The 15583-nt window shown below is 65.9% G+C and carries 23 protein-coding genes and 1 pseudogene; 15 read left to right on the forward strand and 9 right to left on the reverse strand.

All coding sequences use genetic code 11. From position 1 onward, the window contains the following. Positions 1-28: 28 nt before the first annotated feature. The 3 genes and pseudogenes from KBY67_RS04820 (at position 29) to KBY67_RS04830 (ending at position 1815) form a co-directional block, all read left to right on the forward strand. A complete protein-coding gene (locus tag KBY67_RS04820) occupies positions 29-829 on the forward strand; it encodes an alpha/beta hydrolase (protein WP_255109295.1) in 801 nt (266 codons plus the stop codon). Next, a pseudogene (locus tag KBY67_RS04825) lies at positions 830-1063 on the forward strand (AbrB-like transcriptional regulator); the annotation flags it as partial. Between the two features lie 86 nt (positions 1064-1149). Further along, positions 1150-1815: an alpha/beta family hydrolase gene (locus KBY67_RS04830; RefSeq protein WP_255109296.1), complete on the forward strand. Its 666-nt coding sequence runs from the start codon at positions 1150-1152 to the stop codon at positions 1813-1815. Between the two features lie 12 nt (positions 1816-1827). Here KBY67_RS04830 and KBY67_RS04835 read toward each other — a convergent pair whose 3' ends face one another. After that, a complete protein-coding gene (locus KBY67_RS04835; RefSeq protein WP_255109297.1) occupies positions 1828-2397 on the reverse strand; it encodes a DUF4236 domain-containing protein in 570 nt (189 codons plus the stop codon). 319 nt (positions 2398-2716) lie between these two features. Here KBY67_RS04835 and KBY67_RS04840 point away from each other — a divergent pair, with 319 nt between their 5' ends. Further along, positions 2717-2896 (forward strand): hypothetical protein, encoded by a 180-nt coding sequence (locus tag KBY67_RS04840; RefSeq protein WP_255109298.1) that lies wholly within the window; start codon positions 2717-2719, stop codon positions 2894-2896. A gap of 108 nt (positions 2897-3004) precedes the next feature. Here KBY67_RS04840 and KBY67_RS04845 read toward each other — a convergent pair whose 3' ends face one another. From KBY67_RS04845 to KBY67_RS04855, 3 genes are read right to left on the reverse strand one after another with little or no spacing between them, the layout of a single operon-like run. Further along, complete coding sequence (locus KBY67_RS04845; protein ID WP_255109299.1) at positions 3005-3292, reverse strand: hypothetical protein; 288 nt, start codon at positions 3290-3292, stop codon at positions 3005-3007. Continuing rightward, a complete protein-coding gene (locus tag KBY67_RS04850) occupies positions 3289-3543 on the reverse strand; it encodes a DUF3721 domain-containing protein (protein ID WP_255109301.1) in 255 nt (84 codons plus the stop codon). Before KBY67_RS04850 ends, KBY67_RS04845 begins: the two co-directional genes overlap by 4 nt. A 57-nt stretch (positions 3544-3600) precedes the next feature. Next, a complete protein-coding gene (locus tag KBY67_RS04855; RefSeq protein ID WP_255109303.1) occupies positions 3601-3888 on the reverse strand; it encodes a DUF3721 domain-containing protein in 288 nt (95 codons plus the stop codon). Between KBY67_RS04855 and KBY67_RS04860 the strand changes: the two genes are divergently transcribed. The 4 genes from KBY67_RS04860 (at position 3887) to KBY67_RS14855 (ending at position 6287) form a co-directional block, all read left to right on the forward strand. Further along, the gene (locus KBY67_RS04860; protein ID WP_255109305.1) at positions 3887-4291 is read left to right on the forward strand and encodes a heavy metal-responsive transcriptional regulator; all 405 of its coding nucleotides are present in this window, start codon (positions 3887-3889) and stop codon (positions 4289-4291) included. The two genes, KBY67_RS04855 and KBY67_RS04860, sit on opposite strands and share 2 nt — an antisense overlap. A gap of 323 nt (positions 4292-4614) precedes the next feature. Then, complete coding sequence (locus tag KBY67_RS04865) at positions 4615-5094, forward strand: DUF305 domain-containing protein (RefSeq protein WP_255109307.1); 480 nt, start codon at positions 4615-4617, stop codon at positions 5092-5094. A 22-nt stretch (positions 5095-5116) separates the two neighbouring features. Next, entirely contained in the window at positions 5117-5341 is a 225-nt protein-coding gene (locus KBY67_RS04870) for a DUF302 domain-containing protein (protein ID WP_255109309.1), read from the forward strand. Between the two features lie 148 nt (positions 5342-5489). Further along, complete coding sequence (locus tag KBY67_RS14855; protein WP_399213934.1) at positions 5490-6287, forward strand: hypothetical protein; 798 nt, start codon at positions 5490-5492, stop codon at positions 6285-6287. A gap of 61 nt (positions 6288-6348) precedes the next feature. Here the strand turns inward: KBY67_RS14855 and KBY67_RS04880 are convergent, their stop codons facing one another. Then, positions 6349-6543: a hypothetical protein gene (locus KBY67_RS04880; RefSeq protein ID WP_255109311.1), complete on the reverse strand. Its 195-nt coding sequence runs from the start codon at positions 6541-6543 to the stop codon at positions 6349-6351. Between the two features lie 111 nt (positions 6544-6654). Here KBY67_RS04880 and KBY67_RS04885 point away from each other — a divergent pair, with 111 nt between their 5' ends. Then, entirely contained in the window at positions 6655-7092 is a 438-nt protein-coding gene (locus tag KBY67_RS04885) for a PPC domain-containing DNA-binding protein (protein WP_255109313.1), read from the forward strand. Between the two features lie 9 nt (positions 7093-7101). Here KBY67_RS04885 and KBY67_RS04890 read toward each other — a convergent pair whose 3' ends face one another. Continuing rightward, on the reverse strand, positions 7102-7290 hold the full coding sequence (locus tag KBY67_RS04890; protein ID WP_255109315.1) for a hypothetical protein: 189 nt from the start codon (positions 7288-7290) through the stop codon (positions 7102-7104). Between the two features lie 88 nt (positions 7291-7378). Between KBY67_RS04890 and KBY67_RS04895 the strand changes: the two genes are divergently transcribed. After that, positions 7379-7633: a hypothetical protein gene (locus KBY67_RS04895; RefSeq protein ID WP_255109317.1), complete on the forward strand. Its 255-nt coding sequence runs from the start codon at positions 7379-7381 to the stop codon at positions 7631-7633. Continuing rightward, complete coding sequence (locus tag KBY67_RS04900) at positions 7630-8289, forward strand: pyridoxamine 5'-phosphate oxidase family protein (RefSeq protein WP_255109319.1); 660 nt, start codon at positions 7630-7632, stop codon at positions 8287-8289. The genes KBY67_RS04895 and KBY67_RS04900 overlap by 4 nt, the downstream gene beginning before the upstream one ends. 57 nt (positions 8290-8346) lie before the next feature. On the opposite strand, the gene KBY67_RS04905 is transcribed toward KBY67_RS04900, so the two are convergent. Further along, positions 8347-8793 (reverse strand): nuclear transport factor 2 family protein, encoded by a 447-nt coding sequence (locus KBY67_RS04905; RefSeq protein WP_255109321.1) that lies wholly within the window; start codon positions 8791-8793, stop codon positions 8347-8349. Positions 8794-8887: 94 nt separating this feature from the next. Next, the gene (locus KBY67_RS04910; protein ID WP_255109323.1) at positions 8888-9451 is read right to left on the reverse strand and encodes a DoxX family protein; all 564 of its coding nucleotides are present in this window, start codon (positions 9449-9451) and stop codon (positions 8888-8890) included. A gap of 350 nt (positions 9452-9801) precedes the next feature. Here KBY67_RS04910 and KBY67_RS04915 point away from each other — a divergent pair, with 350 nt between their 5' ends. The 4 genes from KBY67_RS04915 (at position 9802) to KBY67_RS04930 (ending at position 14228) form a co-directional block, all read left to right on the forward strand. Continuing rightward, positions 9802-11148, forward strand: a complete 1347-nt coding sequence (locus KBY67_RS04915; protein WP_255109325.1) for a DUF6880 family protein — start codon at positions 9802-9804, stop codon at positions 11146-11148. Between the two features lie 89 nt (positions 11149-11237). Beyond that, the gene (locus KBY67_RS04920; RefSeq protein WP_255109327.1) at positions 11238-12881 is read left to right on the forward strand and encodes a serine hydrolase; all 1644 of its coding nucleotides are present in this window, start codon (positions 11238-11240) and stop codon (positions 12879-12881) included. Further along, on the forward strand, positions 12878-13924 hold the full coding sequence (locus KBY67_RS04925) for an SDR family NAD(P)-dependent oxidoreductase (RefSeq protein ID WP_255109330.1): 1047 nt from the start codon (positions 12878-12880) through the stop codon (positions 13922-13924). Before KBY67_RS04920 ends, KBY67_RS04925 begins: the two co-directional genes overlap by 4 nt. Before the next feature lie 43 nt (positions 13925-13967). Further along, positions 13968-14228: a hypothetical protein gene (locus KBY67_RS04930; protein WP_255109332.1), complete on the forward strand. Its 261-nt coding sequence runs from the start codon at positions 13968-13970 to the stop codon at positions 14226-14228. Here the strand turns inward: KBY67_RS04930 and def are convergent. Beyond that, positions 14225-14764: a peptide deformylase gene (gene def, locus KBY67_RS04935; protein ID WP_255109334.1), complete on the reverse strand. Its 540-nt coding sequence runs from the start codon at positions 14762-14764 to the stop codon at positions 14225-14227. The two genes, KBY67_RS04930 and def, sit on opposite strands and share 4 nt — an antisense overlap. Positions 14765-15583: the final 819 nt, after the last annotated feature.

Consider the following 15583-nt stretch of genomic DNA (forward strand, 5'->3'; position numbering starts at 1 on the left):
TCCCGTCCAGCGTGGGCTGCTGAGGCCGATGGGCGTAGCACCGATGACTGTGGGTAGGTGGCTGGGCTGGGCCGGCTTGCTGGCGCTGGGCTATGGCGGCGTGTCCCTGCTGGTGTTCCTGACCCAGCGCTGGTTGATTTATTTCCCCCAGCCCGCCGCCGACCCATCCGGCCGGCTGGTGCTGCAGGTGGAGGGCAAGCGCCTGCTGGTGGCCCATCGCTCCCATCCGGGGCCCCGGGCGCTGATCTACTTCGGGGGCAACGCCGAGGACGTGTCCCTCACCCGCGCCGATCTGGCCGCCCTGCTGCCCGACACGGCCCTCTACCTGCTCCACTACCGCGGTTACGGCGGCAGCGAGGGCAGACCCAGCGAAGCGGCCCTGCGCGCCGACGCCCAGGCCCTCTATGCCCACGTGGCCGAGCGCCACAGCGCGGTGGCGGTGGTGGGCCGCAGCCTGGGCACAGGCCCGGCGGTGCATCTGGCCGCCACCCGCCCGGTGCAGCGCCTGGTGCTGCTGGTGCCCTTCGACAGCTTGCTGGCGGTGGCCCGCGGCGCCATGCCGTGGCTACTGGTGGATCTGCTGCTGCTCGATCGCTGGGATGCGGCCGCCGAGGCGCCCCTGGTGCGTGCCCCCACCACGATCGTGGCGGCGGCCGTCGATCGGGTGGTGCCCACGCGCCACGCCGTAGCCCTGCACCGCGCCTTCCTGCCCGGCGTGGCAGAGCTGGTGCTGGTGCCCGACCTCGAGCACAACACCCCGATCCTCAATTCGGCGGCCCTTCGCGCTGCCCTGCAAGGCCAGGAAACTGGCCGTCCCCACAGCCGCTAGCAGGTGCTGCTGGAGGCGAAGGGCGTCAGCCTCGGAGAGGGTGGTGGCAACGGCAAGGGCAGAGGTGGCCGCAGCCTGAGCGAAAGGCCCAAGGTGCGCTTCAACGGCATCCTGCTGGTGACCAAGGCCTACACCGACCTGCTCGATCTCAAGCCCGGAGATGAGTTCGAGATCAAGCTGGGCCGCAAGCAGATCCGCCTGGTGCCGGTGGATGGGGTCGACGAGGAGGAGTGAGAGGCAGCTGGGCTGATCGTTCCCGCTTGGGGATGCGGCGTTGAGGTGATCGGATTGACGCCGGCTGGTTCCGCGAGGATCGAGCCATGAACCCTGACCCTCCGCCCGCGCCCCGCTTGATCGATGGTCCCGATGTCGCGCCAGCCACCGTGCTGCTGGCCCATGGGGCCGGGGCACCGATGGACAGCCCGTTCATGGCGGCTATCGCCGGCGGACTGGCCGAGTCGGGCTGGCGGGTGGTGCGCTTTGAGTTCCCCTACATGGCCCGGATGCGCGAGACGGGCCGCCGCCAGGGCCCCGACCGGATGCCTGTGCTGCAGGAGGCATTCCGCCAGCAGGTGCGGTGGGAGAAGACGGAGCAGCCGGACCGACCGGTGTTCATCGGCGGCAAGTCCATGGGCGGCCGGGTGGCCAGCCTGCTGGTCGATGAGATGGCCGCCAGCGATGGGGTGCGCGGCTGTCTTTGCCTGGGCTACCCCTTCCACCCGCCTGGCAAGCCACTGCAGCTGCGCACCGAGCACCTGGCCGCCCTGAGGACTCCCACCTTGATTCTGCAGGGGGAGCGGGACAGCTTCGGCCGGCGGGAGGAGGTGGAGACCTACACCCTCTCGCCGCAGGTACAGCTGCGTTGGATCCCCAGCGGTGACCACAGCTTCAAGCCCACCCGCAGCTCCGGCCTCAGCGAGGCGGAGAACTGGGCCACGGCGGTGGCCTTGAGCGATCAGTTCCTACGGGAGTTGCTTAGCGGCTGAGCCACTGGCTGCCTACGCCTTGAGCCAGCCCCGCTCATTCACCAACCGCGCCGCTTCCTGGGCAGCCTCGACGCAGCGGTGTGCCCGGCGCTTGGCGTCGTCCTGGCTCTGGGCGCGGAGTAGGTAGCCCTCCATCGCTTCCGGCGTTTCGATCAAGGCCAGCAGGCCCTGGGTTCGGCTACCGATCGAGGGATCGGCCAGAAGCCGGGTGATCAGGTTGAGGTCCCACAGCAACCTGCCTTGGCAACCGGGAGCGAACAGCTGATCCTGCAACACCCCCAGGCACCCCTGCTTGAAGGTATCCAGCTGGCCAGGCCGGAAGCGGCGGCTGTTGGGCAGTCCCTCCGCCGGGTCAGTGGGGAGACTCGCCGGGGCTGGTTGATTCACCTCGGGGCTGTGTTCAACACTCCAGCTCAACCCCGTGCCGGGCAGACCCACTGTGGTGCGGGGGCCGCCTGAGCGGGCCACTGGGATGTTGAAGGAAGCTCCCCGACCCCCGAGCGAAATCAAACTGAGACCGCTCTTGCTGAAGTTGAAGCGCAGGGGGCCCAGGCGGGCAGAGCGGCGGAAGCGGAAGGGCATGGGACCGCACCGGCTCAGGAGCCAAGGGGTAAGCAGATCCTGCCGCCTGCTGCTCGTGCTGCGGTGACTCTTCTCCGAGATATCCCCAATTCGGCCATGGCCCGTTCAAACTAACTGCCCGTTAGTGGTCTCCTTAGCGTGCGCTTTGCAAGTGGCTGCCTGGTCCTTCGCATGAATGGAACGCTCTTGCCTGTGAAGGGGCTCGACACTGCCAGCCAGGAGCTGAGCCCCCTTTGAACCGTCTCGAACAGATTCAATCGTCGGACGATGTTCCCAGGCGGGCTGAACAAGGCCAATGCGTGGTGAGGAGGTCTGACCCATGAGCGCCGCCGTTCTCGCCCCAGGGGCCCGCATCGAGTGCCGCAGCGCCGAATGGATGGTGCGCAGCCTGGGCCGCAGCTCTGACGGCCAGCAGGTAGTGGATGTGGTGGGGGTGACATCTTTCCTGAACCCGGGGGATTATCAGAAGCTCATCTGCCACATTCTGGTCGGAGAATAGTCAGTCTGATTGCAAGCATTTCGAAGGGGTTATGGCCTGTGCGCTCTTCGTAGTTGTTGCGTGTCACCCTCAGATTCCTCGTTGACACCCTCTTGCCTGGCGTCCTGATCAGACGGGTGGCGGGCTGTGCTTCCTCCCGCTCCGGAGCCCCAGCAACAAACCAATCCCAGAGCCGGCGATGAACAGGGTGAGCATGCCGAGGACCGTGGAGTAGTAAGGCTGCAGATTGATGGCACCGAAGTTGCCCGTGTGCAGCTTGATCAGCCAGAAGGCTTCAATCCCGCGGGCCGAGAGGGCCCCATAGAGCGAACCGGAGAGGGCCGTGAGCAGGAGCGGCACTGCCGCCAGGGGCACGAGGCTGCGGTGCAGCCGGCGAAGCAGGTGATGGCGGCTCACTCGTTCTGAAGGGCCTTGTGCAGCACCTGCTCATTGGCGCAGGGCATCCACAGCGTGCCCATCGCAAAAGCGCCCTTGCATTTGAGTTCGGCGGCGCGTTGCTCAGCTTCCTGCTTGGTCTTGAACATGCCCTTCATGTGCGCCGCAGCGGGTGCGGCAACGAGCAGCGGGGCGAAGGCCACCGCTGCCAGAGCAGCCAGCAGGGTCCACTTGTAGGGCTGCTGGAGGGGACTGGTGTGGTGCCGGATCATCGGGTTGTCACGGGGATGGTCAGGGCAAGAATCAGAGGCGGAAAGGGAAGGGTGGAATCACTTCTCCTTGGAGACGGCCTTCTGGTAAACATCGAAGTTCTGGCAGGGCATCCACTCCTTGCCCATCGCAAAGGCGCCGCTGCACTTCAGTTCCTTGGCTCGTTTTTCCGCAGTGGCCTTGCTCGGGAACATGTCGTTGGCCTGGGCGCGGGCGGCACTGGGTGCCACGGCAACGCCTGCCGAGAGGAGGAGAGCCAGAGCGATGGGGTTCACGGAATTCCGGTGATGGCAGAAAGGACTGAAGTCCACTTTAGAGTCTCCCCATAGGTGGAGAGTCAAGTCCATGGAAGCCGTCGGCATGAAGATCGGGGCGCTGGCCGGCCGCAGCGGCCTGCCGGTGAAGACCCTGCGCTACTACGAGGACCTGGGCCTGCTGCCGGCGATCGGCCGCAGCGAAGGCGGGTACCGCCTGTTCGCTGAGGAGAGCCTGCGGCGCCTGGAGTTCATCCGCCGGCTCAAGACCCTCGGGCTCAGCCTGGAGGAGATCCAGGGCTGCCTGGCCGTGCACGACGCCGGCGTCCTGCCCTGTGACGACATCGCAATCCAGCTGGGGCGCCAGATCGAGCGGATCGATGGCCAGATCAAGGAGCTGCGGCAGCTCCGAAAGGAACTGCATGGCCTGCTGGCCGGCTGGCAGAGCGATCCCCCCAAGGAGGGGGATGTGATCTGTCCGAATCTTCAGGTCTGAAGGCTGATCGTGACGTTCGGCCAGCACGGAACGAATGGGCACCGATCCGATGAAGTCATGATCCGGAGCCGCGACCAGATCCCTGCTGCGTGCCCATGCTGAGGACAGGTAGAAGCAAGGGAGCAGAGCTGATGGGCCATCACCATGCCGCGTTGGACCAGACACCTTCGGTGGCGCTGAGGCTCGCGGCCACCGCAGGACTGGGAGCGCTCATTCTGTCGCTGGGAGCTCCAGCGCGCTCAGTGCCGCCCCAGGTGATGGCCCCAGCAGGAAGCGGGATGGGAAAGGGGCTGAGCGGTCCGGGGCGGATGGGTACCCAGACGATGGATCAGCACTTCATCGTCATGATGATTCCTCACCATGACGGGGCGATCGCCATGGCCGATCTCGCCCTCACCCGCGCGAAGCGACCCGAGATCAAGGCCCTGGCCCGCAGCATCAAGGACAGCCAGACGCAGGAGAATGCCCAGATGCGTGCCTGGTACCGGCAGTGGTTCGGCGGTGATGTTCCCAGCTGGACGACCGGAGGAGCCATGGGCATGGGCGGCATGGGTATGGGGATGGGAGGTGGCATGGGTATGGGCACGAGCCTGGCCGCCCTGAAGAACGCCGCCGACTTCGATCGGGCCTTCATCGAGCAGATGATTCCCCACCACCGCATGGGCGTGATGATGGCCTCGATGGCCCAGACCAACAGCCAGCATCCGCAGCTGCGAGCGATGCAACAGGCGATGGTAAAGGCCCAGAGCCGGGAGATCGAGCAGATGACCCAGTGGTACCGCGACTGGTACGGAACACCCTGACACCGACCTGCTGATCGCACTCATGGATCCGTTCTTCATCCTCGACACGCCGAAATCCTTCGAGGCGGCCAGTGCCGCCCTCCAGGAGGCGGTGGTGGACCACAGCTTCGGCGTGCTGGCCGTGCATGATCTGGGCCACACCCTGCGCAGCAAAGGCCTTCCGTTCCCGGAGCAGTGCCGAATCTTCGAGGTGTGCAACCCCCAGCAGGCTTTTCCAGCTGACTCCAATCGGATCCAGAACGCCTGATCCGGCAGCCTTTCGATGTGGCACCGAGGTTGGATCGGCTTGCCGTACTGACAAGCAAGGCAGGCGGCTGTTGAGCGGCCCCTCGGCAATGCCTGCCGGGATCGCGACAGGACGATCCGCGCTGTGCTCCACACTCCAGCTCAGGCCGGTGTCCGGCAGCCCCACGGTGGTGCGGGTGCCGTCACTGCGCGCCACCGGGATGTTGAACGAGGCGCCAGGCCCCCCGCGGGGTGCCTTCCTGTTGGGCATGGGCTCTACAACTGTGGCCGCGGTGGAGAGACAATCAACCTCCAGATTCCCTACGGCACTGGCCGCGCCCACCACCCCACTACAGATCCGCCCCTACGAATCGGCCGACTGGTCGGGGGTGTGGGCGCTGCTGGAGCCAGTGTTCCGTACTGGTGAGGCCTTTCCTCACGATCCGGCGATCAAGAAGGCCGAGGCCAAGCTGGCGTGGATGGAGCAGAACCAGGCGGTGATGGTGCCCATCGCTGCCGCAGGGGCCGTGGTGGGCACCTACTACCTCAGTCCCAGCATAAGATTATGTCGAGAAGAGCATCACCTGAGCAACCATATTCAAACCATTTTAGCCATCAGGTTCGATCAAGCCACGCCACGTCTCAGTAACACACATCAGCCACTTGAGGACCTCTGCACCACCAGGCTATTCACCAGGGTAGCGATTGCTTCCACAATGATCTCCTTCACTCTATCCCTGATGTTCCCACAGCAGCTATCATGGGCAAGCACCGCCGGGACTGTTCACTTGGACAAGATGATTGGGCCTCTGCGGCGAGCTTCGATCTATGGTGTGGTCAGCTATGCGGGGCTTGTTTTGATCAATAATTCTGAGTTGAATCTTTCCAACATGTGGATCGCTTATCTGCCGATGTTTATCGGCGTCTATGTGCTTACGCAGTGGGTCGATAAAAAGATCGGAAGCTGAGGGCCCAGGCCTTGACCATGGCCTGGGGCCTCAGCCAGCCAGCCCACCGATCAGCTCACAGTCAGCGCTGAAGCAGCCAACGCAGCATTGACAGGCCGATGATCAGCCCGACACCAGCGTTCCACAGCAGCGATGGCCGCTGGGAGAGGCGCTGCAGCCAGCGGGGCAGTCGATCGCCCCAGTGCTCCAGCGCCAGCACCGCCAGCAGCAGCAGGGCCACGGGGATCCCGATCGCCAACACCAGCTCAGCCAGCATTCCATCGCTCGCTTCTCTCGGCACCGTACCCAGCTGAATCGAGAGCGGCAGCTACAGAGCGCTGGAAGGAAGGTTGGCCGTTCCCCGGCTGAACTGGACGACCTGGAGGCCATGACAGGCTTCAGGGGTTGGCGGATCTGCCACATGAAGGTGACACCGCTGCGGCTGACGCCAGGTGCAGATCTGCGCCTGGCGCTGGAGAACTGGATGGCCCAGCAGAGCGAGCAGGCCAGCTGCCTGATCAGCGGCATCGGCAGCCTGTCGGTGGCCCAGCTGCGGCTGGCCGGCCGAAAGGAAAGCACCATCCTCCGCGGCGAGCTGGAGATCCTCGGCCTGGCCGGCACGCTCTGCGCCGATGGAGCCCATCTCCACATCGCCATCGCCGACAGCAGCGGATCAGTGATCGGCGGCCATCTCTGCCTGGGTTCTCTGGTGCGCACCACCGCTGAACTGGTGGTGGGGCTGCTGCCGGAGTGGCAGTTCAGGCGGCAACTGGATCCAGCCACCGGCTACGCCGAGCTGCAGATCCGGCCGGTGCCACCCACCTGAGGAGCCTGATCAACCCTCGGCTTCGTCTGCTGGAGGCGGCAGCCGCCGCTCCACCTGCAGAAAAACCAGCCAGGCCACCCCGGCAGTGATGCCACCGGTCCAGTCGCTGCGCAGCAACTCCAGGATTGACACCGTGCTGGCGCCAATGCGCAGGCCCCGTAGAGCAAAACGACCCAGTTTGTCCGGAGTGATGGGCATCGGCTGGGGTATTGACAAGCTCGTTTTGCCACTGACGGAAAGCAGTGGATGATCAGCAGCGCCAGGATTGACCCACTGCTCTGCGCCCATGTTGCTGCCCAGCCCCCTCTGCCCCTTCTGCCCCCTCACGGCCGCCAAGATCGCTGGCCTGCAGGCCACGGTGCTGCTGCTACTCACCCTGCTGTTCAAGGCCAGGATCCAGATCAAGGCCGCATCTGCGCTGGGCTTGGTTCTGCTGGCCCTGCAGACACTGGTGTTCCTGGCCGCCAGTGGCGCCCTGGGCCTGGCGGCCATCACCGCTGGTGCCCTGGCCCTGAACCGTCGCCAGACTCAGGCGGCGTGACGGCACTGCCACCATGGCGGCCGTTGCTGCGCGGGGCCCGCGAGAGGGAAGGTCGATCACCAGCAGCCCGCTGGCTGCAACTCGCCACAGTCGCTCCCGATGGCACCCCACGGGTGCGAACCCTGGTGTTCCGTGGCTGGGCCGATGGCGGCGTGTTGGATCTGCTGACCGACGGACGCAGCGCCAAAGCGGTTGAGCTCCGGCAGCAACCGGCTGTCGAACTGTGCTGGCTGCTGCCCAGAGCACGTTGTCAGTTCCGCCTGCGCGGCCGGCGGCTGGCCCTGCCCACAGACGTCGAGCAGCAGCAGCGTCAACGGCAGTGGCAAAGCGTCACGCGCAGCGGCCGTGCCCTCTGGGGCTGGCCCGCACCGGGAGCGGCGCTGGCCGCCGCAGATCCGATCGGGCCCGGCGGTAGTGAAACTTTCATGGGCAACACGCAACTCTGCGCCCAGTGTCTGGCTTACCGCTCAAGAATTGATCACCAGGACCAGGCGCTGAACAGCAGTTGCAAAGCAGCGAATCCCGCGAGACATGTGGCGGCAAGCAACGGGATGGTGTGCAGCACGAATGAAACCCTTCTGGCTCTCCGGTCTACTCAAGCTCCCCTCACGATCCAGGATCATTCAGCACAAGTGTGGGGAACAACAGACACATAAGCAGATGAAGTTATGTTGTCGAATGCGTCAGGGATCCTTGCTTGGCTAGGGTCGCTTTCAGGAGACAAAGCGTCGATAGAGCCAGCGCACGAAACCACCCACCACAGGCACCGGCTCAAAGGTGGGGCCCACGAAGTCGAAATAATCGCGATGCTCCACGATCATTCCGTTGGCAGCGATGCGCAGGCGGGTGGTGCCTGGATAGATGAACTCGATCCCTTTGATCTTCAGGCCCATCGTCCACTCCACGAAAGCCGTCTCGCCGCTGAGCGCCACGGCGCCGGGTTCAAGAAAGATGTCGTCGCAGCGGCCCATCAGATCATCCTGGGCTGCGATGTAGGCGTCGATGCCGGATCGCTCCTGGGTGGGATCCTGAAAATGGACCGCGTTGTCATAGACAGCACGCCACTGGTCGGCCGTGGGCCCCGGAACGCCGTAGGGCTTGGTGAACAGGGCCTTGAGGGTCTCCTCAGTGAGCGGCGGCGAGAGAAGAACGGCGTTCATGGAAGCTCGGTGAAAGGGCGGACAGGTAAAGGGCAGACCAGTGGATAAACTGAGGTTGACGACTTGATGGCTGGCTGGTTGGCAGGAATGAAGTTCAGCGGCGGCCGGAGTGGGGCGAACCTGCACTGACCTCAGCTTGCACCCTCACCGGGGCGGGTTCTGAGTAGCGGTGACCTGTGAAATCAGATCTGGCCGTATCAACCTCATCGCTGGCCATTGCATCACTGGCCAGCAGGTCAGAGACGATTCCGGCATCGATCGAAAAACGGCCGGGACCATTGAGCAAAATGGCCAAGCTGCCGCCGAGATAGAGCACCACCAGCTCAAGCAGATAGATGTTGAAGCCGCTGGTGAGGATGTGGTGGTAACCCGCCACGGCCATGGTTCCCACCAAGGCCAGGGCGCCGATCGGGGTGAAGAATCCCAGGATTACGAACCACGACCCGAAAATCTCGGAAAGACCAGCCACGTGGGCCATCACGCTCGGAATGGGCATGTGCAGCGGCACCAGGTAGGCGGCGGCAAAGCTCTCCGGGTTGGCCAGCTTCTCCTGGCCGTGGTGAATCATCATTGTGCCGATCGCCAGCCGCAGAACAAGAAGGCCGGTGTTGGTGAGGAGGTCGTTCTTGAGGAAGTAACGGCTCAGAAAGCTGGACATCGGATCAGGAGATAGGTCGGTGCAGGGAGAGGAAAAAGTAGAAGGCGTGGGCCAATGGCACAACGCAGGGTGTCAGTTCTGGGGGCTGGAGGGGCTGGACAGGCTGTAGGCCCAAAGGGTCACGCTGGCGGTCATGAAGCCCAGAAACAGCTCCAGCAGGGTGAGGGTGGTCATGGCTTGGGAGGCGGCGAATCCCCAGCATGGCTCGCCAGATTAAGAAATGTGAGGAGTGCGCCTCCATGGCGGGGAACGTCTGCCCCCGGTTGCCCTGACAGTCGACCTGCGGGCACAGGTTTCTACGCTGAGATCAACCTTTTGGATCGCTCCCGCCAGGCGGCTGCTCTGACCCCATGGCCGGCAAGCGCACCCTCAACAGCGGCAACCTGGAAAGCCTCGGGGCAGCGGTCCTCGCTGAGCTGCTGATGGAGGTGAGCAGCGGCAATGCCGTGATCCAGAGGCGCCTGCGCTTGGCCATCGCCGCCGCTGAGGGGGCCAGCGAAGCGGCTCAGGAGGTGCGCAAGCGCCTGGCGGCCATCGCCCGCTCCGGCACCTACGTGGATGCGCGCAAGCGCAAGGCGCTGCTGGCTGAGCTCCACTCACAACTCCAGGCGATCAGCGGTCCGATCGCCGCCGCCGATCCAGGCCTGGCCATGGACCTGCTGGTGCGCTTCCTGCAGCTTGGCGATGGGGTGCTCGATCGCTGCTCCGACAGCACCGGCGCCGTGATCGGAGTGTTCCGCCAGGCAGCGGCCAGCCTGGGCCCGATCGCGTCAGCTGCCCAGCTGGAGCCCGCCAGGCTGGCGGAGCAGGTCTGTGATCTGCTGACCGACAACGGCTATGGCCAGTTCGATCAGCTGATTCCGGCGGTGGCCGGGGCCCTGGGCGAGCCGGGGTTGCGGCAGCTGGAGCAGGCCTGCCGCGAGCGAGGGGCCATCGATGGCCATGTCGCACTGCTGCAGATCGCCGAATGCCGCGGCGATGTGGACGCCTACCTGGCCCAGTTCAGCGCCAGCCAGCTCAGCTGGCCGAACACCGCCGCCGATGTGGCCAATCACCTGCTGGCAGCGGGACGACCGGAGCAGGCCCTGGCCGTGCTGGATGGCGCTGCCAGGGGGGCGACCACCTGGCACTCACCCGAGTGGGACCTCTCCCGCATCGCTGTGCTGGACGTCCTTGGCCGCGGTGAGGAAGCCCAGCAGCTGCGCTGGGAGAGCTTCCGCAGCACCCTCTCGATTCCGCGGCTTCGCGATTACCTCCAGCGGCTCGAGGCCTTCACGGACGCCGAAGCCGAGGAGCGGGCTTTTCTGGTGGCGGAGGAACACGCGATGCCCCTGCTGGCGCTGGAGTTCCTGGTGGCCTGGCCAGCCCTGCCCCGGGCTGAGCGCTTCGTGATCGAGCACTGGCAGGAGTGGGACGGTGAGGCCTTCGAGGTCTTTGGTCCCGCCGCCGAACGGCTCAGCGCCGACCATCCCCTGGCGGCCATGGTGTTGCTGCGGGCGATGGTGGTGTTTGCGCTGTCGATGGGCCGGGCCAAGCGCTACCGCCATGCCGCCGAATACCTGCAGACCTGCGAGCAGCTCTCCGCCCGCATCCACCACTGGCAGGGGATCGAGAGCCAGGGCAGGTTCATGGACCGCCTGCGGGAGGCCTTCGGAATGAAGTGGAGCTTCTGGCAGTTGATCGACAGGTCGATCTGAGGCCAGAGGCTCCCCCGGGGCATCCAGCCGATGATGGGCTGCGCTCAGGCTGAGCAATTCGGCCCCAGTTCTCTGTCGGGTTCCCTCTGATGCAGGCTCCATCACTTCTGCGTGCGCCCCGGCTGCTGCCGTCGCTGCTGGGTCTGGCTCTGGGCGCTGGTGTGATCAGTCCGGGGTCGTGGTCAGCGGCCCCCGCTGCCGCCTCTGGGCCGCCGCCGCCGCCGCGGCTGGTGACCACGGCCAAGGTGTCGGCGGCGCTGCCGCAGCTCGACGCCCTGGCCACGCGCATCCTGCAGCAGACAGGGGTGCCGGGCCTGGCGATCGCGGTGGTTCACGACGACCGGGTGGTGTTCCTCAAGGGCTACGGACAGCGGCAGGTGGGCACGGCCGGGGCGGTAGATGCCGACACGATCTTCCAGCTGGCCTCTCTTTCGAAACCGATCGCCAGCACGGTGGTGGCCGCCCTGGTGGGCGATGGGCGCGTTCGCTGGGACGATCCGGTGATCGGCGATCTTCCCGGCTTTCGCCTCGGCCCGCCCGCCATCGCCGAGGAGGTGACCTTGCGGGATCTGCTCTCGCACCGCAGCGGCCTGCCCGACCATGCCGGCGATCTGCTGGAGGACATCGGCTTCGATCGAGCCACCATCTTTCAGCGCCTGGGGGTGCTGCCGCTGGGGAACCGCTTCCGGGCCGTCTTCAACTACACCAACTTCGGCTTCAGCGCCGGTGCCATCGCTGCGGCCAACGCCAGCGGCCAGGGCTGGGAGGAACTCTCCAGGGAACGGCTCTATCGCCCGTTGGGCATGGACCGCACCAGCTCCAGCCATGCCGATCTGCTGGCGGCCTCCAACCGCGCTGTCCTGCATGTGCGCGAGGGCCCCGAGGGAGCAGCCAGCCGCCGCTGGCTGGCGCGCCATCAACGCAACCCTGATGCCCAGTCGCCCGCCGGTGGGGTGAGCTCCACAGCCCGTGACCTCTCCCAATGGCTGCGGCTGCAGCTGGCGGGGGGGCGCCTGGGACCGGTGGCCGTTGGCCGGCAGATCGTGGCCGCAGGCGCCCTGGCCGACACCCATCGCCCCCTGATCACCAGCTCACAGGCGGCCAATCCAAGCGTGATCCGCAGCGGCTTCTACGGGCTGGGCTGGAACGTGAGCAGCACCGACCAGGGCGCCGTGCAGCTCAGTCATTCGGGTGCCTTCGAACTCGGTGCCGCCACGGCGGTGTACCTGCTGCCGGGGGAGTCGCTGGGCATCGTGGTGCTCAGCAACGGCCAGCCGATCGGGGTGCCTGAAACGGTGGCGCTGAGCTTTCTCGACCTGGCCCGCTTCGGCACGGTGGAGATCGACTACCTCAAGGCCCTGAGGGGAGTCTTTGCCCAGGTTGCCGCGCAGGAGTATCCGCGGGTGCCCCAGCCACCGGCGATTCCCGCCCCGGCGCGGCCGCTGGGGGTCTACAGCGGCACCTACAGCAACGCCTACGTGGGAGTGATCAGCGTGAAATCTGAGGGCAACGGCCTGGTGCTGGAACTGGGCCCCGAGCGCAGGCCCTACCCCCTCACCCACATCAGCGGCGATACCTTCCGCTACCAGCCCAGCGGCGAAAATGCCGTCGGCCCCAGCGCGGTGGCCTTCAGCGTCGGGAGCGATGGCCCCGCCAGCCGCGTCCAGATCGACATCTTCAGCAGCGACGGCCAGGGAGTCTTCCAGCGCCAGACCTCCAGCACCACCCCATGAACGAGAACCGCCAGCCCAGCGCGATCCCGCCCCAACCGCGCCGGATCCTGATCACCGGAGCCAGCTCCGGCATCGGCCAGCAGGCGGCCCTGCTGCTGAGGCGTGCCGGCCACCGGCTCTGCCTGCCCTGCCGTGATCAGGCCCGCGCGGATGCCACCCGCCAGGCCCTGCTGAAGGGCAGCGGCGGCGATTTCGGCAACGTCAACTCAGGTGGCGATGGTGATCTGGACACCCCCCTCTGCGATCTGGCCGATCTCGAGAGCATCGAGCGCTGCACCGAGGAACTGCTGGCCGCCGCTGAGCCTATCGATTGCCTGGTGCTCAATGCCGGCCTCCAGGACAGCGGCGCCAGCGAGCCGGGGCGCTCAGCCCAGGGCCACGAGCTCACCATGGCCGTGAACCATCTGGGCCACCAGGCCCTGGCGATGCGGCTGCTGCCGTTGCTGGAACGCAGCGAGACCCCGCGGCTGGTGATCACCGCTTCCGAGGTGCACGATCCCACCTCGTCCGGGGGCCGGGTGGGCCAACCCGCTGGCCTGGGCGATCTGGCGGGCCTCAGGGCCGGCGCAGGCTTTTCGATGGTGGATGGCCACACGCCCTTCAGCGCCGACAAGGCCTACAAGGACAGCAAGCTCTGCAATCTGCTCTTCGCCCGTGAACTGGAGCGGCAACTGCGCGGGCGAGGCAGGGCGATGCCGGTGCTGGCCTGGAGTCCGGGCCTGGTGATTCCCCGCAACAGCGGCGGCTTCTTCCGCTACAGCCGCCAGCACAACGAATGGGGCCAGCGGCTGTTCGCCCTGGTGGCTCGCGACATGCTGCGCCTCACCGCCAGCCCCGAACAGGCCGGGGCGCTGCTGGCCGAGCTGGCCACCGCCCCCGCCTACGCCGCCCCTGGATTCACTTATCACGTCAACCGTGTGCTCGCTCCAGGCTGCCTGCGCTTCGAACTCACCGAGCCCAGCCCCGAAGCCCGGAACGACGCCCTGGCTGCAGAGCTCTGGACGGTCAGCGCGCAGCTGCTGGGGCCTTCAGCTCAAGCATGACTGAACTGCCAGGCAGCAGACTCCCCATCACTGCCAACCCGCCATGGGCGTGATCCTGCTCACCGTTCTGACCGTGCTCCTGGGCTACGGACTGGGGAAGAGCGTGCCACGACTGGTGCAGCGCTCAGGCCAGCTGGCGCGGCGGTCCCGTGCCAGCCAGCTGGCCTTCTCGGGCCTGCTGCTCCTGCCCTGGCTGGTGGGGATCGCCCTGGTGCTGCAGCTGCCCCTGCGGCCGTCCCTGCTGCTGCCCGCGATCGGCTACGCGGCAGGGATGTGGCAGGGTCGCCGCAAGCTGGGGCTTTAGCGGCGCAGCGACGCCAGCAGCCCGCTGGCCTGGAGCTCCTCCGTGAAGCCAAAGGTCGTTGGGTCCTCCAGCCGATCAGGGAAGAGCACACCATCGAGATGGTCGCATTCGTGCTGAACGACGCGGGCGTGAAAGCCATCCACTGATCGCTCGATCAGCTGGCCCCGGGCATCGAAGCCCTGGTAGTGAATCCGGCTCCAGCGGCTCACCTGCCCGCGAAGCCCCGGAACACTGAGACATCCCTCCCAACCTGACTCGCGGGCCTGATCGATGGGTGTGACCTCCGGGTTGATCAGCACCGTTTCCGGGATCGGCGGGGCATCGGGATAGCGCGGATTCACGCCGATGCCAAAGATCACCACCCTCAGCGGTACGCCGATCTGCGGAGCAGCCAGGCCCGCCCCATCCTGGGCCGCCATGGTGTCACGCAGATCTTCAATCAAGGCCTCCAATTCAGCGGTCCCAAACTGTGAAACAGGCCGTGACCTCTGGCGCAGCCGAGGATCACCCAGGCGCAGGACGGTTCGTTCGGTCATGGGTGGGGTTTGGAGTGGATGTCTTCGCAGCGGAGCAGGCAATGGAGCTCATCCGCCTGGAGGGATCGCACCAGATTGAGCTGGTTGGCAAACTCCCGGCGTTGGATTCCGTCTGTTGGCTGTATGGAGTCTGGCAACTGTCATCACCCCTCCGTCCTGCGCCACGACGCTGAGCAGCTGCCGCTCGCTCCCGTTCAGGCATAAACCCCTATTGCCATGGCCGGCTGGCCATCCGATTGTTCATTCATCGCTTTCGGAGGCCCAACGATGGATGACACTCCCCCGGGTCAGGTGTCAGGAGCGCGCTGACGATCCGGCCCCTGCTCCAACACTCTCAACGGATTTCTGACTTCCCTGGCGTCTGACACCTCGTTGTCTGGCGCTCTAGTCCATTGCACCGTTCACGAGCATCCGCTCCAGGTGCCCCGGACCATGCGGGACGTCCCACTGGAACCCTGGCCCCAGGCGCCAGCGTCAGCCGCTTCGGCCCCCACAACCAAACTCCTTCAGAGCCCGGTGGCCTCGTCGCCGGGCTTTGTTGTGCTCCGCACTCATCAAGGTGCCGAAGCCAAAGCCGGTCACCGCTCCAGTCATGACAGCGCACGGTCCGAGCGTCGTCGATGGCCAGCGGGCCCTGATGAGGCTGATCGGTCTGCAGCTTTTGTCCCCAGAAGCCGCCCTTCTCAGAGCAGATTGTTGAGCCCATCTCCATCTCAGCCGGGCCGGAGATCGATGCCGAAATCGTGGCGATCAAGCGTGGCGATGCGGCCCCGGCCATGCTCATGGGCCAGCCAGAGCAGCGAAGCGAGGGGCCACATC

Origin of the sequence: Synechococcus sp. RedBA-s (assembly GCF_024345495.1) — a bacterium.
Classification (GTDB): domain Bacteria; phylum Cyanobacteriota; class Cyanobacteriia; order PCC-6307; family Cyanobiaceae; genus Regnicoccus_A.

Coding starts and splice junctions, on each gene's coding strand:
- def (WP_255109334.1), bottom strand. CDS start 14,764: ATGACCGAACGAACCGTCCTGCGCCTGGGTGATCCTCGGCTGCGCCAG.
- KBY67_RS04905 (WP_255109321.1), bottom strand. CDS start 8,793: ATGAACGCCGTTCTTCTCTCGCCGCCGCTCACTGAGGAGACCCTCAAG.
- KBY67_RS04895 (WP_255109317.1), top strand. CDS start 7,379: ATGTTGCTGCCCAGCCCCCTCTGCCCCTTCTGCCCCCTCACGGCCGCC.
- KBY67_RS04885 (WP_255109313.1), top strand. CDS start 6,655: ATGACAGGCTTCAGGGGTTGGCGGATCTGCCACATGAAGGTGACACCG.
- KBY67_RS04880 (WP_255109311.1), bottom strand. CDS start 6,543: ATGCTGGCTGAGCTGGTGTTGGCGATCGGGATCCCCGTGGCCCTGCTG.
- KBY67_RS04870 (WP_255109309.1), top strand. CDS start 5,117: ATGGATCCGTTCTTCATCCTCGACACGCCGAAATCCTTCGAGGCGGCC.
- KBY67_RS04920 (WP_255109327.1), top strand. CDS start 11,238: ATGCAGGCTCCATCACTTCTGCGTGCGCCCCGGCTGCTGCCGTCGCTG.
- KBY67_RS04930 (WP_255109332.1), top strand. CDS start 13,968: ATGGGCGTGATCCTGCTCACCGTTCTGACCGTGCTCCTGGGCTACGGA.
- KBY67_RS04835 (WP_255109297.1), bottom strand. CDS start 2,397: ATGCCCTTCCGCTTCCGCCGCTCTGCCCGCCTGGGCCCCCTGCGCTTC.
- KBY67_RS04865 (WP_255109307.1), top strand. CDS start 4,615: ATGGATCAGCACTTCATCGTCATGATGATTCCTCACCATGACGGGGCG.
- KBY67_RS04860 (WP_255109305.1), top strand. CDS start 3,887: ATGGAAGCCGTCGGCATGAAGATCGGGGCGCTGGCCGGCCGCAGCGGC.
- KBY67_RS04890 (WP_255109315.1), bottom strand. CDS start 7,290: ATGCCCATCACTCCGGACAAACTGGGTCGTTTTGCTCTACGGGGCCTG.
- KBY67_RS04925 (WP_255109330.1), top strand. CDS start 12,878: ATGAACGAGAACCGCCAGCCCAGCGCGATCCCGCCCCAACCGCGCCGG.
- KBY67_RS04910 (WP_255109323.1), bottom strand. CDS start 9,451: ATGTCCAGCTTTCTGAGCCGTTACTTCCTCAAGAACGACCTCCTCACC.
- KBY67_RS04840 (WP_255109298.1), top strand. CDS start 2,717: ATGAGCGCCGCCGTTCTCGCCCCAGGGGCCCGCATCGAGTGCCGCAGC.
- KBY67_RS04830 (WP_255109296.1), top strand. CDS start 1,150: ATGAACCCTGACCCTCCGCCCGCGCCCCGCTTGATCGATGGTCCCGAT.
- KBY67_RS04915 (WP_255109325.1), top strand. CDS start 9,802: ATGGCCGGCAAGCGCACCCTCAACAGCGGCAACCTGGAAAGCCTCGGG.
- KBY67_RS04855 (WP_255109303.1), bottom strand. CDS start 3,888: ATGGACTTGACTCTCCACCTATGGGGAGACTCTAAAGTGGACTTCAGT.
- KBY67_RS04820 (WP_255109295.1), top strand. CDS start 29: ATGGGCGTAGCACCGATGACTGTGGGTAGGTGGCTGGGCTGGGCCGGC.
- KBY67_RS04850 (WP_255109301.1), bottom strand. CDS start 3,543: ATGATCCGGCACCACACCAGTCCCCTCCAGCAGCCCTACAAGTGGACC.